We start from the raw sequence: 15639 nt of genomic DNA, 5'->3' as shown, positions 1-15639 counted from the left end.
TCCAACGGATTCGCGGATCTAGTTCCGTGCAGAAACAATCGCCTAAATCCAGATAGCAAACAATTTCGGTAAATAACACTCTCAAACGTGTACCTTTATATTACACAATGGGCGTAGCTGTCGGTGTCGTTGACCATGACAGATCAAGACCGGGCCGAGAGTGCGCTTCGCGCCCACGTAACCTCCGTCAAGGAGGACCTGATGACGGGCGTATCGTTCATGATCCCCTTCGTGACTATCGGGGGTATCTTCCTCGCCGTCGCGTACGCGATAGGGGACACACAGACAGTGTTCGAGAACACCGGCTCGGCAGGCTGGTTCCTAGCACAGGTCGGTACTGCCGGGCTGACGATTATGGTTCCGATTCTCGGCGGATACATCGCGTATGCCATCGCCGACCGTCCGGGACTCGCCCCGGGATTCCTGCTGGCATACATTCTCCAGCAAGGGAACGTCGTCGCCGAAGCGGCGACAGTAATCGGTATCTCCGGCGGCGAAGCCGGTGCCGGCTATCTCGGCGCAATCGTCGCTGGGCTGCTGGCCGGGTACGTCGCGCGTTTCTTCAAGAACCTCGACGTCCCCGAGTTCATCCAGCCGATGATGCCGGTACTGCTGATCCCTGTCGCGACAATGGCGGTTCTAACGCCCATCATGCTGTTCGTGCTGGGCGTCCCTGTCGCACTCGCCAACGAAGCCCTGACCTCTTTCCTGCAGTCGATGCAGGGCGGCCAGGCTATCGTCGTCGGCCTCATCCTCGGCGGGATGATGGCCTTCGACATGGGTGGTCCCGTTAACAAGGTCGCTTACGTGTTCGCGACTGGGCTCATCACGGAGGAGATCTACGCACCGATGGCCGCGGTGATGATCGGCGGGATGGTTCCGCCGATCGGCCTCGCGCTCTCAAACTTTATTGCACCGCACAAGTACGCGGCCGAGATGTACGAGAACGGAAAAAGCGGTGTCGTGCTCGGCCTGTCGTTCATCACCGAGGGCGCGATTCCGTACGCAGCCGCGGACCCGCTGCGCGTCATCCCGGCTATTGTGGCCGGTAGCGCTGTCGGCGGCGCGACCTCGATGGCCCTCGGCGTCACGATGCCCGCACCCCACGGCGGTATCTTCGTGGTCCTGCTTTCGAACCAGCCACTCGCATTCCTGGGCAGCATCCTTCTGGGCTCACTCGTGACGGCCGTCGTCGCGACGGTGATCAAACCGGACTTCGAAGACCGTATCGACGCCGGGGCGGAGACGAGCACCACGCAACCGACGGACGACTAACTACGGAGACTACAATGACAGACGCAATCGCAGCGGACGACATCGAAGAACTGATTCCGGCCAGCCACATTTCGCTGTCCGAGCCACCAGCCGAAAAGGAAGCGTGTATCGAGTTCTTGCTCGACCTACTAGTCGACGGCGGCAAGGTCGAGGACCGCGACCGCGCACTCGACGCGCTGCTGGAACGCGAATCGGAGACCACTACGGGCGTCGGCATGGGGATCGGGATTCCACACGCGAAGACTGACGCTGTGAACCGCCCGTCACTGGCATTTGCTCACTCCGAAGAAGGCGTCGACTTCGGCTCGATGGACGGCGAGCCGGCGACGCTCATCTTCATGATTCTCGTCCCGGAGGCCGGCGGCGAGGAGCACCTCAACATTCTCAGTTCCCTCTCGCGGGCCCTGATGCATGAGGACGTTCGGGACCGACTCCACGAGGCAGAGGACGAGACGACCGTTCAGGACGCACTCCGGGAGGCAATCGCATGACGGTCGTGCGCACTGTGACGATTGTTCCGGAGGCTGGCCTGCACGCTCGGCCGGCGTCGGCGTTCGTCCAGGCGGTCAACGACCACGAGGCCGAGGTCTCGGCCGGTCGTCCGGACGGTGACCTCGTCCAGGCGGCGAGTATGATCGCAGTCACCAGCCTCGGCGTCGGACAGGACGACGACATCAAACTGGTCGCCGACGGGCCGGATGCAGAAGCAGTGCTCAACGAACTGGAGCGGATACTGACAACGCCAGAGGCGGAACTGGACACTGACGATGGCTGAACGCACGCTTCACGGTACCGGTGCGACGCCGCGCTCCGGCGTCGGGTCGGTTGTCTGGTACGGCCGAGACATCTCGCTCCTGGACCCGGACGGCGTGGAAGTCGATCCCGAGACTGAAATCGAGCGGTTCGCCGACGCCGTCGACACCGCCCGCACCGAACTGGAGTCCGAGCGCGAGGCGACTGCCGAACGCGTCGGCGAAGACGAGGCCGCGGTGTTCGACGCGCACATCCAGTTCCTCGAAGACCCGACTATCGAGGACGGCGTCGAGACGATGGTCAGCGAGGGGCTTCCCGCACCGAACGCCGTTGACGCCGCCTTCGGCGAGCACATCGAGCAGTTCGAGGGAATGGACGGGCGGATGGCCGAGCGCGCGGACGACCTCCGAGACGTCCGTGACCGACTCCTTCGTCTGCTGACCGACGGCGAACGGGTCGATCTCGGTGACCTACCAGAGGGAAGCGTCGTCCTCGCCGAGCGGCTGACCCCCAGCGACACGGCGCAACTTGACCCGGAACGTGTCGCTGGGTTTGCCACGGTCACTGGTGGCCGAACGTCCCACGCGGCTATTTTCGCCCGCTCGCTGGCCCTGCCGGCCGTCGTCGGTGTCGGCGACGCTCTCGAATCCGTCGAGGGGGAGGAAGAGGTCGTGATCGACGGCGACAGCGGCAAGGTGGTAGTCAGCCCCGACGACACCGAGCGAGCGGCCGCAGCAAGCGACTCGGGAGCCGCTGTCGTCGATGAGTCCGTCGAGACAACCGACGGGAGACACGTCGAGGTTGCAGCGAACGTTGGCCGACCGGCGGAACTGGACTCCGCAGCAGAACGGGGAGCTGACGGCGTCGGCCTCTACCGGACCGAGTTCCTCTTTCTCGACCGGGAGACGCCGCCGTCGGAGGACGAACAGTACGAGGCCGTCCGCGAGGCGCTCGATACGTTCCCGGACGGGCGCGTTGTCGTCCGCACGCTGGATATCGGGGGCGACAAGCGCATCCCGTACCTGGACCTGCCGGAAGAAGAAAACCCATTCCTGGGAGAGCGAGGAATCCGGCGCTCGCTCAACCCCGATTCGGACCTGTTCGCCACGCAACTCCGTGCGCTCCTGCGCGCTGGGGCGGATGGGGCTGGGGACCTCGCCATCATGTTCCCGCTGGTCGCCACTATCGAGGAACTCGAGGCTGCACTAGACACGCTGGACGCAGCGGCGGCCGAGGTTGGAGGCCACGACGCTGACGCTGTTGCTCCCGAAGTCGGCGTTATGATTGAAACGCCGAGCGCCGCCTTCATGGCGGACGAACTCGCCGCGCGGGTGGATTTCCTCTCTATCGGGACGAACGACCTCACGCAGTACGTGATGGCCGCCGACCGGGAGAACGAGCGCGTCGATGACCTGCACGACCCGACGCATCCGGGCGTCCTGCGCGCGATCCATCGGACAGTTACCGCAGCTCACGCCGAAGACGCCTGGGTCGGGATGTGCGGTGAGATGGCCGGCGACCCCGCTCTGACGGAACTGCTCGTCGGTCTCGGCCTCGACGAACTCAGCATGAGCGCCGTGACGATTCCGGAGGTCAAGACGGCCGTCAGCGAAACCGAGTACAGTGCCGCGAGCGAGCGCGGGGACCGCGCCCGACTCGCCGCAACGCGAAGCGAAGTCCACACCACAGTAGACACATGAAACTCGTCGCAGTCACCTCCTGTCCGACTGGTATCGCACACAGTCAGATGGCAGCCGAGAACCTCGAACAGACAGCGGAAGAGCACGGTCACGATATCAAGGTCGAAGTCCAGGGCGCGATGGGCGCGGAGAACGAACTCTCCGATGCTGACATCGAAGCCGCTGACGCCGCTATCATCGCCGCAGACACGTCGGTCAGTCAGGACCGATTCAGTAGCGTCCCGCTAATCGACGGCACCGTCAAGGACGCCGTCAACGACGCCGAGGGGATGATCGCCGATGCCATCGAGGCCGCCGACGGCGACGCGCCGGCCACTGGGAGCGAAGAAGGGTCCGAGTCCGCAGATACTGGGTCTGATCAGCAGCGCCGCCGTGGCGGTGACCGTTCGAAGAGCCTCGTAGCCCGACTGAAGCGTCTGCTTAGTTGATACGGAGTTAGATCGCTCCGACGTAGGTGACTTCTCGCCCACCCCCTACGATTGAACCATTCGCTTAGCCACGAAACCAAATGGAAAGCGGGCGGTCCAGTTTCGAGTCCAGGATTATATATCCTCTGAAGTCACCGAAACCGACCGTATCAGGAGGCTAGCGGTTGTAGCTCGCTGGCGGTTATTCCTCACCATCGCCCGAGGAGCCAGATATATCGCTACCGCTGGCTCCCGGGGCGAGAAGATACCCCAAAGCTGTTGTCCCCGATTCGGGACCGGACCGTAGTTCCACTGTCTGTCGCTCCTGGGTGACGCCAAACTCGGGGAAGTATTGGGTTGTAGTGGTGCGAACGTCGCTGGTACCCAGCGGGTAGACACTCAGCAAGGGCGGATTATCGTCGGTGGCTGCCCGGTGGGACGCACGTATTGGTCCAGACTCGTCGACTGTGACGGCAATGTCCGGGTGGAAGTGGAGGCGGGAGATGCTCGGCTCTGTCTCAGTGTCGGGTCCACTGAGCATATCGCGAACAAGCCACCAGCCGTCCGCCGCAACGATTGTCCTGTTGTGCCGATACGACGCTGGTGCATCAGACGCTGTTTCATAGCATCCGTCGAAAACCGCCGGTTCTGTCTCCTCGTAGCGTACCGACGGTTCCGTTCGCGCCCCCATCAGATACTTTCCACCGATCTCTATCGGCTCCGTATCGCCGACCTGAACCGTATTGTGTCCAGCGACACTTCTGACGTACTGTCGCCGTTCGTCGCTGGCATAATCATACACACCCGTATCAGTAAGCACACGGTGTCCATCGACCCAGAGCAAGACACTCAACATATCGTTATGTGAGTGGCCGGGTAAATGCGGGGGCCCGACGGGGCCGCCGTCCACTAACAGACGTCCATGGTTCGCATCGAGCCAGTAGTATCCAGATTCCCCACTCGCTGGACTGTTGTGAGCCGGAGCGGAACGGTCATCGGAACTGAATCCGGCGGCAGCAGCGTACTCCAAACAGTCGGCAAGCGGAAGCGCCTGACCGAACACGGCGTCGTTACACAGCGGGATCCGCTCGTCCGGGGGACAGAGATATCGCAGATACGCTACAGCCTGCCTTGTCATCGCTGTCATCCAGTTGGGGACCGTGCAATCACTGGCGGCCAGTACGGAGCACGCTGTCACGTATCGCGTTGTAACGATTGCATGATACATCGGCGACCGCTCGTAGTGCCCTCCGTCGGAAAGAAACTGTTTAGCCCCTGTACGGCCGAGAATAGAAATTCCTTTTGATGCCCATGAATTATCATCCTCAGAGAAGGTGAGTCCGGCCATGAGCAGTGCGAGCCCGTTCTCAACGAGGTGGTTGCCGCCGACATCACCCTCAATGTGGTTTATGAGGAAGAGCGAGTTCCGATATATCTCTCGAGCAAGCACCTCAGTAAGTCTCTCTGGAACGCCTTCCTGGGTGCCCCCAGTTCGCCACGCGAGGTACCGAGTGAGTGTTTGAATACGGAGTGATACTGCCCACGGTGTCCACGCATTTCGAAGGTAGCCCGGCTGACCGATTTCGATACTATCGGCCCAGTCCCACACCCACTGGTCGAACACCTCGACAACCCTGTCGGGAGCCGCCTGTGGGTCTTTGAACCCCAGCGTCGCCCAGCGGAGAGGTTCGAACGCGTATAGTTTCAGCGGCCAGAGAAGCGGATAGTCGTCGAACCGGTCGTCGAACCAGTTAGGTTGGTCTGGCGACCGAAACTGTATTGTCCTATTGAGGAACGTCAGGTTGCCGTCGGCCGCCTGGCGACTCCGTTGCTGGAACATCCGGACGGTCGATTCCGAAAGTTCACCGCAAAGCAGGTCGAGGTCTGTTTCGACTGGACTGGTCGCCACCGAGAGGGCTCGGGGAATCGCCGCGTCGTATCGCCCGTCGAAGTCGAGCGGGAGTCGCGTGAGGACGGAGTTCCGAGTCGTTCGTTCAGCCATTCCGAGTAGCTGAGCAGGCTCCAACTGTGTGAGTGTGTGTCCATACAACCTGACCGCTTTCGGAAGCATCTGCAGGGACTCAGTCATCGTCAGTACTTGGGGCCGTGTACAATTCTTGCTGTTCGCTCGTTGTCACCGTCCGGAACACCTCGCCCAGTCGGCCCGCGATGGCCTGCCTGTCATACTCTTCGGAAACGACTCGGTGTCCGTCTCGACCCATCGCCACCCGCTGATCGGGGTTTTCGAGGAGGGTGTCAATCGCTGCCGCAATACTCTCGGGATCGGGTTCTGTGTGGACACCTGCGTCTGTATCCGTCGCGAACCGCTTGATTTCCCCCCTCCCAGTAACCACGATGGGTAGCGAGCACGCCATATATTCGTAGAGCTTCGTGGGTATCGCGTAGTCCAACTCTGGACTGTCTTTTATCGGGGCCAATCCGACAGTTGCGCTGTCCAGGATCTCCGGGATTCGTTTACGGTCCACCAATCCGACAAACTCCACGCGGTCTTCAAGATCAAGTCTCTCCACTACACCCTTGAGCCGAGATACTTCATCCCCGTCACCGACCAACTGGAGTACGGCATCGTCACTTGAGACGTGTTGCATTGCCCGGATACACGGTTCGAGTGCCTGTGCACTCCCGATATTCCCGGTGTATACGATTCGCGAGTCGTTTTCCTCAGCGGTCGAAACTGACGAGAACCGGTCGGTGTCAACACCGTTTGGGATGACTCGGATCCGATCCCGGAGATCCCTGCCGTACGTGTCAGCGACTGCATCTCCGAGCGTCTCAGTCGTTACCGTGATGCGATCAGCGGAGCGTAACGCAAGACGCTGGAACGTGCGACCGGCTTTTACCAGTGGACTGTCTGCTGTAATGTATCCGAGGGCGATCGAGTTCTCAATCCACAGATCGCGGACATCGATCACCCAGGGGTTCCCGATGGCAGCAGCCACGAGTCCGGGGAACCCAGTGGTGATCGGTGGCGTAGATGTCATGACAACGTCGTACTGCCGGAAATTCATGACTAACCAGAGTGCCGCATGGACTGCGAATATGAGGTAGTAAGGGAGCCGCCGGAGCAGAGAGGGATTCTCCCTCTGTGGCTGCCACGTCCACAGTCGGTGGACGACGACTCCCTTATCGCGTTCTGTCTGCTTACGCTTCCAAGTCCGTTCGAAGTTTCCCGGTGGGTAGCAGAGGGACGGCGTCAGAACGGTCACGTCGAAGCCGTCGTCGAGATTGACGGCTGTGTCGTGGATTCTGGAGGCATTGCCTCCCTTTTCCGGGGGATACCGCTGAGAGACGATGACACAGTCAGTCGTCATCGGAGCGGATTATGTACGGCGACTGTCCCAATCTTAGATGCTTCTCTCCATCTCGACGATGGTACCGTGTCCGTTGGCCTATCGCTGCTCATCGACATCGAATCGTTGCACTGTATCCTTGACGGGAATATTAGTATACATCTGATACTCCCGAGGCGTGCCGAAGCTGAGTCCGTTATGTGTTTTCTTGAAGTTGCTCTATCTCGGTCTGTAACATTGCTTTGTTTCGAGTAAACCGGTCTCCCCACCTGCACATAGCAGATCTCAGCCTCTAAACCACATCAACCCGCTCCGACCCGCCCGGTAACCATATCCTACTGTAAATATAATACAATTACCATATTATATCTAACTGTCTTGCGTATCAAGTCGATGTGTTTTGAGGGCATAATTGGTAACTACTCTATGTACATAGGAAGTAAAGACACACGTAGTACGTTTATACCGTGTGAGAACGGCTAATTAGCATATACCTACTCCACTCATATGTATGTCCGATAAGCACAAACCAACTGCTGACGATAACAAGATTCCGGGACGCTCAACCACTCTAACAGCAAATGAGAGAGGTAAAGTCCATCTTAATCGGAGATCTTTCTTCCAGTTCGGGCTAGCAGCGATAACCGCAGCCATCGGAGTGGGGAGTCTAGGTGCAAGTACCTCGTTCGGTCAAGAGAGCAACACTCACATGACGGATTTTAGTGAGTACGTGTAAGAGAACATACAGTCCTTCGTTTAACGAGTTGCCTCAGAGCGATGCAAAACCTTGTTCTGAACTGAACAGTGAACCCCGGTGCATGGGCCAGAGTCGAGGAGAACTCATAAGAGGATTCCAAGTATGTCTTTCGTCTGATATTATATAACGGACCGATCTCATTTCCACTATACCAAAGATGGAAGCTATTCAGGCTTCAGTACATCTCAGCAACTCTCTCAACCGTGCCATGTGTAGTTAAAACCGGCATTTGAATTGTGAAAGTGAGTTTGGCTCCCGTCGAAGGGAATGCGAAAAATAGGACTGGGGATTTTATTTGGGTTTCTCTGTAGGAAGCCTATACTAATGTCCCGAGCATATTACCTTGAGACGAGAGCAATGATCACGTTCCTCCATCGTTTGTACCACTTCAATCGATCCAATATATCGGGTAGTACAACTTTCGTATATCTGTCATGACAAGTGGCTCTGGGGAGGTCAGTCGTCGCAGGCTTATAGCTTTTATCGGAAGTATCGTGACTATCATCACAGGCCTACTCTACACCTGGCTACCGGGTTTCGATAGGGGTGCTGGTGAACCTCCAGATGGGAACGGGACTGAAAAGTCTGCTAAGGCGCCGGTTCAGCAGACTGCAACGCCTACGCGACCGACTGACGAGCCCGAGGTAGTCCAAGACGCCGAAAATATCAGTGACTACGGTTCGGAGCCGAATCCGAACGATCCCAGTGCGGCAGCAGCGAAGCGAAATCTCAACGCCATTCTCAAGGCTGCAAGGGCTGCCGGCCATGGAGGAACAATATTTGTTCCTGAAGGAGAGTACTATTTTGGCGGTGACGATTCAGGCTATAGCCCGTACGTGGAGTTCGGTGAAACCGTGCCTGCTGGTATTTCTATCATCGGAGAGGGGGCAAACAAATCAGTATTGGCAATTACCAGACACGCTTCCGCTGAAAACCGTCCAAACCAGAGCGGCTTTATCTGGTACGACGGATACGATCACGGGACCGTCGAGATTGCAGATATCAAACTGGACGGGAACTATGAAAACGTCAGCGGACTCGCGGAGAACAACGGGGGCTCCTGGGGCCTCCAAATGTCGAAAAACGGTAATTTCCATCTCAAGCGTGCATGGATTCGAGGGTGGCATTTAGCGGGGGTTCGTGGCCGTGCTGTCCTCAGATCGGTCACAAACTGTACGTTCCAGGATAACGGAATCGGGCGCCACAACGCGACCAACGGAAACTCGAACTCCCACCATATCTCTGTCCGACCGCAGGCAGGCGACGAGTTTACTGTCAAGAACAGTTGTTTTATCGACTGTGCCGGAAACGCGATCAATATTAGGTTTGGCGATGGAGTTACCAAAATTCACAACTGTTATATCAGTGGTACGGGGTCTGGGCTGTGTAAAATGTCCGCGGGCAAGGTCGTAGAACTGAAAAACATCTATCACAGAGCGAACACCCCCTCTTTAGAGCAGAAGGTCGATAAGCGGGACATCGGGCCTGATTTCCACGGCCGATTTTTCATTAATAACCTCGGGAACCGAGGAACCACTCCGACGACCGTCATCATGGACAACGTTCTCTCTAGAGACATGTCTGATTACGCGTTCCAAGCACAGGACGCCATCGGAGATGGCCCGATGAACGTGATATGGAGGGGAGACATGATTGCAATTTATAATACCAACCGTGCTCGGGACGAGGCAGTCATTCGCGACCATGGCGCTGGGAAGTTCTCCAACATCGACATTGATCGGCTATCTATACACAATTCGAAGGCTAAGGCATTCATGTTCACCAGTTCTCAAGGCACGATAGATACATTCAACCACTCCAACACAGATGGAATTGGGAACGCAGGTGACGTTACTATCAACGCAAACAACCAAGGCCAAGGCCGCTTCAGTCCATCGGTTCCCAGTATAAAAGAGGTAGGAGTGAGCCCAGTCGCCTCCGGTGAAGACGTAACCGTAAATTCGGGTAACCGGAAGAGGTGATCCAACTCCTGTTCAGGAGGTGATTGAAGTGGCAATTAAATTGAATGAGAAAATCCAGTCTGGCATACTCAGACAGGAGTCGGTCCTGTAGTGCTTTTGCTACGTCCCCTCCATCTTGGTTCCGTTAGCCAGATAGATCCTGATATCACCGTTGTCGTAGGATCGGTCAACTGTTCTGTCCCGATTAAAACGCTGGAAATCCTGTGACGTGTATTTCCACCGCTGCGGATAATCCGGGTACGTCTCCTGATAGAAGATTCGGCCTTTTCTGTTGATCATCACGTACTTATCGCTACCGTAGTTCTGGCCGAAGTACTGACTGGTTGTGTAATTGAAATGGGGTGGGAGAAACACCTCCCAGAATGATAGCTCTTCGCTCACACCGTGTTCTGCGTGGTGGAACCGTCGGTACTCTATATCGAAATGATAGAGCTCTCTGTTTCCGGTCTCGTGTTCGGTGAGCCACTCGCTGCCCTCGACTTCCATCGCTGTGACCTGGTCGTTAGTCATTCCTGACAGCGGTGATGGAAACAGTGTGAGCGTGGACAGTACGATGAGCACCAATACTGTAAGAGTGATCGCTGGCTTTGTGCTGCGGGCAAGTAACGACCGGCTGGGTTGCCCGAGGCGGATCCGAATTATGTGGAACAAGGGTCCAAGCAAAAGCACCGCGCCAATTTTGGCCACCTGCCAGGGGCGCTCCTGCGTGACGATCAGGTCAAGAAGAAGGAACAAGAGTCCACTAGTGCCGAACACGCCTACAACTGCCCCCATCATAGTGGTCCGAGTGTCCAGCACGTCTCCCTTTTTAAGACCGAACAGAAGAGCGACTCCGAACAGGCCCCCGCCAAGACCAAACAGTACCATTTCGGTCCCAAATCTGAACGTAACGAACTGAACAATATCGATCAGGGATGGTGTGGCCTCCTGTGCAGTTTGGGCGTACGCCTGAACGGGTGCATCGCTGCTATCCGACCCGAAGAGGACACGATAGATAGTATCGAACCGCAGTATAACGCCAGGGAAATTCGAGTACCAACTCATGATAACCGCAAGCGAGAGCCCAAAGGCGCTCGTCGGACTCTGATATATCGTCTGTATTCTTGGAAGATACTGAACAATATAGTACAGCATAAAGATTGCTGTAACGAACACAGCGGTTAGCGGGTGATAGAGGAGAATACTCAGGAGTGTGAGTACCAGAACCGCTCTAATTGCAGGAGTAGGATGCCGCTGGCTTTTGAAAAAGAGATACAAAACAACCGGGATCAACAGGATGCTAAAGTCGAATGGACGAAACAGCGAATGGCTGTATCCAAGTATTGGTAGCAAGACGAAGGGGAGACCCAGAAGGAAACCCCTTCGCGAATCGGCTACCTGAAACAAGAGGTAAACCATTCCTCCAAAATATACCGCGGAAAAAATCACCGGCGTCAGCATCGCTAATGTCATAGCCTCCAGTCCAGTAGCGTCGGCAGTAGCGAGCACAAGCAGGTGAGCGAGAGGGTAGATGTTAGCCCCAGTAGTGCCTGTGTTGACGATGTCCTGTACGTATCCGAGGTGCGTTAGCGGGTCGGCATCTCCGTACATCACATATCCCCGTATGAGAGGCATCAGTAGCAGTAACGCGTCGGTAGCCAACATAAGTGAAGTGCCGAAGACCCACGACCGTTCGTTCGAATTCCCGATGCTTCGAAATATCAACAGTGACCCGGAAAACAGAGACCCGATGATACAACCCCAGAATGAAGTCGGATATGATTCGTAGAGCGATATCTCGTACTCGGTGGCTGGAGGGGAAATTACCGCAATAGCCGTTGATATCGAAAGTAGCAGGACACCGACAACTGCAATGGCTCCCGTAGTTCTCGAGTGAGTGAAAACGGTCTGTTCAGAGTTTTCGCTCATGAATTGTTACCCACAGGCGTTGCTCAGCGAATTGACATTTGTATCGACCGGTCTAGTATTCGTCGAGAACGTATCCACCATTTGTATTGTACGCCCATAGAATAGTCAATATGATTGTTAGTGCGCTCCTAACCTGTTCTGGAGCGCTTATCCTGTACTGTAGCGTTTTAATTGTTCTTCCGAGAAAAATGCAAACAGATTCTACAGCCCACACACATATTACCGCGGAGATACGAGACGAATGACAGTGTGTCCCGCTGTTAGACGCTTACCGATTTGGTTGTAGAGACAGACTTCCCGCTACTATTGACCACTGTGAGTGCGATGCTGTAGTTGCTCTCGGTGACCTGCTCGATGTTGAACATATCGATGTCTGAAGCCGTATTTCCGCTGACTTCCCACTGGACGCTCTCTACCACGGCATCTGAATCAACGACATCGATGTCAACTGACCGGAGTTCGCTATCACTACTATGCACGTCCCACACGACAGTGATATTAGCTTTGCCGTCACCTTTTTGCGATTCAGAGACACTGAACCGTCCGATCTGCGGTTTCAAGCCGTCTCCAGATGCGGACGCTGACGCGGTAGCAGACGTGCCGTTTCCACTATTGTCTGTCGCGGTCAGCACAATGGTGTACTCGTTTCCAGTTCCGTCGTCTCCACTCGCTGTGAGATCCGTTGTTCCTGTAGCTGAGCCACCCGAGACAGCAACACTCTTCGTATCCTCCTGCTCGTTGTTGGTTTCATCGTACAGGCCCAGATCGACGGTTGAGAGATCTCCGTCCGAATCGCTGACCTCCCAGTCAATCGCAAAGGCCGCATCCGTAGTATCTGTCTCGACCTGTGAAACAGATAGACCGTTGACAACAGGACTGGTCCCACTATTGTCAGTGGTAACGGTAATGCTGCTCGAATCGGTGTTCCCGGCTGAGTCGGTCACCGTGGCATCAAGCGTGTGGGTTCCGTCTGATAGCCCTGAGGAGTCCCAGCTGGCCTCATAGTATCCCGTATCCGAGTTGAACGACGCAGTCGACCACGTCTCACCGTCGACGCGATATTCGACGGTGGGGGTGCCAGCAGCGTCTTCGGCATCAGTTACGCTGATTTTCAAGGTGACTGTACCGTCTACTGTTTCTTCAGAAAGGGGCTGTTGCCACGCGATTTCCGGCCTGGCGTCGTCGAGCCTGGCTGGTTCACCGCTGGTACCAACGCTGAAGAAATCAAACATCTGAGTGTCACTCGACCAAGATCCGATCCCAGTCCATCCCGGATCGGTGACGTCCCCATCAGTTACGTCTATATCCCACGAATCAGGCTCTTTCGCGCCATAACTCCAGTTTTTGGCTTGTACAGATGAACCATTGATACGGAGCCGGAGATAGCTCCATTCATCAAGGGGGTTTGAATTGGCTACAGTTTCGCCAAGTGTGGTTTGTGACCCATTGAAGTCCTTCTCAACTCGGAGCTTGATGCTCCCATCGCTTCGAACAAACCAGACAGAATAGCCGACCATGTTTCCACTGGCATCGGTGCCTCCCCGGCCGATCAAACGGCCCCAGCCGTCGCCATCGTTGTTTTCCGAGCTGACATGGACCAGTCCGAGTACCTCGATATCGGTATTTTCGCCGACATCGTCCCAAGACATTGCATGCGAATTAACGGAACTGGCACTGAACTCGACATATGCGTCGCCCGTTGTTGAATCATTCGAGACGACTGACCAATCCGAAGGGTCACCGCCCCACCGGGCTGTCCAGTCTGGGAGGTCGTTCTGTGAGTCGTCTACGGTCTCAGTAGTAGTCGTTTCCTCCTCTGTACTACTCTGGCTCTTCACTCCTACCTCGTCCTCGCTTGGAACATCCACATTCAGCGGGCTCCCTCCAGAGAGGTGACTGCCTACATTGATGTCCCCCATACTTCCGACACTACCGACGTTACCCGTGGAGAGCGTGGCGATAGAGCCGTACGAGTCCTCGGTTTCAAACACCTTCGCATCGGTGTCGTGAACCGATATCTCGCCAACATCAACGTTCTTGAACGCTGCCCCCCTGTCGGTCGCGGATGACCTCATCATCAGTGTACATGTTCGAACCGGCGAACGCGATCCTATCGCCGATCCATGTGATATCAGATGGACCGCCCACCGAATCACGGACTTGGAATGCATACGAAGTGTGGTTCTTCGTCGACACTTGTTCCATATCCAATGTGACGCTGGTGTCCCCACGATCCCCCAGGCTCTGGATGAAGTGTCGACCCAGGAATCCATCGTTCGGCTCGTCCGGGAGCAGCGATTCCAGTTCCGCTGTGTATGCTGTGTGGTTGATGCGGCGCAGTTCGACCCTCTCTCCGGCGGAGAGTTTGAGGAACTGACTACCTGTCCCAGCGGCGTACACGTTCCGGATTCGGTAGGTTCCGTCACCGTATCGAATGTTTATTGCACTGCCCGGACAGTTCTTTATTTTACAGTTTTCGATGACAGTGGTGCTGCCTTTCGGCGTCTGCAGCGAGTCAAACGGATGTGTATTTGATCCGCTGTCTTTGTGATATTCGATCCCGATCCGGTCGAGAGTACAGTATTTCGCGGATGAGAGGTACTGCCTGCATCTAATACCCCGCGTATAGGTGTCCGTAATCCGAACATTGTATAGCGAGAACGATAGTGGATCACCAGCAAGCGAGAACCCATCTGCTCCGCCGCTGTGCGCGTTGAGATCGCCCAGATTGGGAGCGTTTACGTCCAGCGTAAGCCCACGAATCTCGACATCCCCATGGTCTGCGTCCCCGTCGTAGATAAACGCCGTCTGGTTCGAGATAACCGCAGGATCCATGTGTTCAGTCACCGCAAGTGTGGACTTAGCAGGCCCCTCGCCGTAAACTGAGATGCCACGTGGCTGACTTCCACCCAGATTGATGAGAGAGTAGACGTCCTCACTACCGAAGTAGTAGGTCCCTTCCGGAACAAATATCGATCCGTTCGGACCAGCAGCGTCCATAGCACTATGAAGCGCGTTTAAAACTTCTCGTGCGGCAGAGAGGTCTGGATCATTCGGGTTGTGATCGCGACCAACACCGTGATTCGTGATGTCTTCGGCACTATCGGGCACGTAGGCTGGTCTACTCATTGGAAACCTCCCGGTTAGTCTCCTCAGACTTATCTGCCCTGTTGTCAGAACCCATCCACGCCTCGGCGGTGGTGGTTGCGATCTTTCCAAGTGAATTTCTCACGACCGGTTCCACTGTTACCGTTTTTCGTTTGGTAAACAGTCCCTTAATGGCATTTCTCGGGCTGAAACAGCCATATATCCCCGAATTCACTTCACTCGTTTCACACTGATTTCCTGCCCCAGTAATGACTTCTTTCTCAAGGTAGTTCGCTCTTAACATGCTGTACCGAATTCGACCCGACTATGGTATTATAAATTGTTACTTTATATAGGTATCTGGTTATTCGATACAAAATCTTGTGAACTGCATACTTACCATTTCATATTCCCCACTACTGACCTAACGGTCGAAAATCGCCTGAAACGAATAATTCA

The 15639-nt window shown here is 55.9% G+C and carries 12 protein-coding genes; 6 read left to right on the top strand and 6 right to left on the bottom strand.

Going from position 1 to position 15639, the window contains the following annotated elements:
* Positions 1 to 135 precede the first annotated feature (135 nt).
* The 5 genes from GJ630_RS00735 to GJ630_RS00715 are packed head-to-tail and all read left to right on the top strand — an operon-like array spanning position 136 to position 4156.
* Entirely contained in the window at positions 136 to 1275 is a 1140-nt protein-coding gene (locus GJ630_RS00735) for a PTS fructose transporter subunit IIC (protein WP_014031166.1), read from the top strand.
* Between the two features lie 14 nt (positions 1276 to 1289).
* The gene (locus GJ630_RS00730) at positions 1290 to 1766 is read left to right on the top strand and encodes a PTS sugar transporter subunit IIA (RefSeq protein ID WP_191449131.1); all 477 of its coding nucleotides are present in this window, start codon (positions 1290 to 1292) and stop codon (positions 1764 to 1766) included.
* Complete coding sequence (locus GJ630_RS00725; protein WP_129756317.1) at positions 1763 to 2050, top strand: HPr family phosphocarrier protein; 288 nt, start codon at positions 1763 to 1765, stop codon at positions 2048 to 2050. Before GJ630_RS00730 ends, GJ630_RS00725 begins: the two co-directional genes overlap by 4 nt.
* On the top strand, positions 2043 to 3728 hold the full coding sequence (gene ptsP, locus GJ630_RS00720) for a phosphoenolpyruvate--protein phosphotransferase (protein WP_191449130.1): 1686 nt from the start codon (positions 2043 to 2045) through the stop codon (positions 3726 to 3728). Before GJ630_RS00725 ends, ptsP begins: the two co-directional genes overlap by 8 nt.
* Entirely contained in the window at positions 3725 to 4156 is a 432-nt protein-coding gene (locus GJ630_RS00715) for a PTS fructose transporter subunit IIB (RefSeq protein WP_191449129.1), read from the top strand. Before ptsP ends, GJ630_RS00715 begins: the two co-directional genes overlap by 4 nt.
* Positions 4157 to 4337: 181 nt before the next feature.
* Here the strand turns inward: GJ630_RS00715 and GJ630_RS00710 are convergent, their stop codons facing one another.
* Positions 4338 to 6137, bottom strand: coding sequence for a heparinase II/III family protein (locus tag GJ630_RS00710; protein ID WP_252718674.1), 1800 nt, complete (start codon positions 6135 to 6137; stop codon positions 4338 to 4340).
* A gap of 79 nt (positions 6138 to 6216) precedes the next feature.
* The gene (locus GJ630_RS00705; RefSeq protein ID WP_191449127.1) at positions 6217 to 7467 is read right to left on the bottom strand and encodes a glycosyltransferase family 4 protein; all 1251 of its coding nucleotides are present in this window, start codon (positions 7465 to 7467) and stop codon (positions 6217 to 6219) included.
* A 1230-nt stretch (positions 7468 to 8697) separates the two neighbouring features.
* Between GJ630_RS00705 and GJ630_RS00700 the strand changes: the two genes are divergently transcribed.
* Positions 8698 to 10185: a chitin-binding protein gene (locus GJ630_RS00700; protein ID WP_371726685.1), complete on the top strand. Its 1488-nt coding sequence runs from the start codon at positions 8698 to 8700 to the stop codon at positions 10183 to 10185.
* 99 nt (positions 10186 to 10284) lie between these two features.
* Here GJ630_RS00700 and GJ630_RS00695 read toward each other — a convergent pair whose 3' ends face one another.
* The 4 genes from GJ630_RS00695 to GJ630_RS00685 all read right to left on the bottom strand — a co-directional run bounded on the left by GJ630_RS00695 (position 10285) and on the right by GJ630_RS00685 (position 15484).
* Positions 10285 to 12093, bottom strand: coding sequence for a hypothetical protein (locus tag GJ630_RS00695; RefSeq protein WP_191449125.1), 1809 nt, complete (start codon positions 12091 to 12093; stop codon positions 10285 to 10287).
* A gap of 260 nt (positions 12094 to 12353) precedes the next feature.
* Positions 12354 to 14171, bottom strand: coding sequence for an Ig-like domain-containing protein (locus tag GJ630_RS19810; RefSeq protein ID WP_252718673.1), 1818 nt, complete (start codon positions 14169 to 14171; stop codon positions 12354 to 12356).
* Complete coding sequence (locus GJ630_RS19805) at positions 14122 to 15222, bottom strand: glycosyl hydrolase family 28-related protein (RefSeq protein ID WP_252718672.1); 1101 nt, start codon at positions 15220 to 15222, stop codon at positions 14122 to 14124. Before GJ630_RS19805 ends, GJ630_RS19810 begins: the two co-directional genes overlap by 50 nt.
* Complete coding sequence (locus GJ630_RS00685) at positions 15215 to 15484, bottom strand: hypothetical protein (RefSeq protein WP_191449124.1); 270 nt, start codon at positions 15482 to 15484, stop codon at positions 15215 to 15217. Before GJ630_RS00685 ends, GJ630_RS19805 begins: the two co-directional genes overlap by 8 nt.
* Positions 15485 to 15639 lie beyond the last annotated feature (155 nt).

Source organism: Haloarcula sp. CBA1122, from assembly GCF_009741785.1.
Classification (GTDB): domain Archaea; phylum Halobacteriota; class Halobacteria; order Halobacteriales; family Haloarculaceae; genus Haloarcula; species Haloarcula hispanica.
Note: the sequence above shows the minus strand (reverse complement) of the source record. Positions and strands in the feature narration are given on the sequence as shown.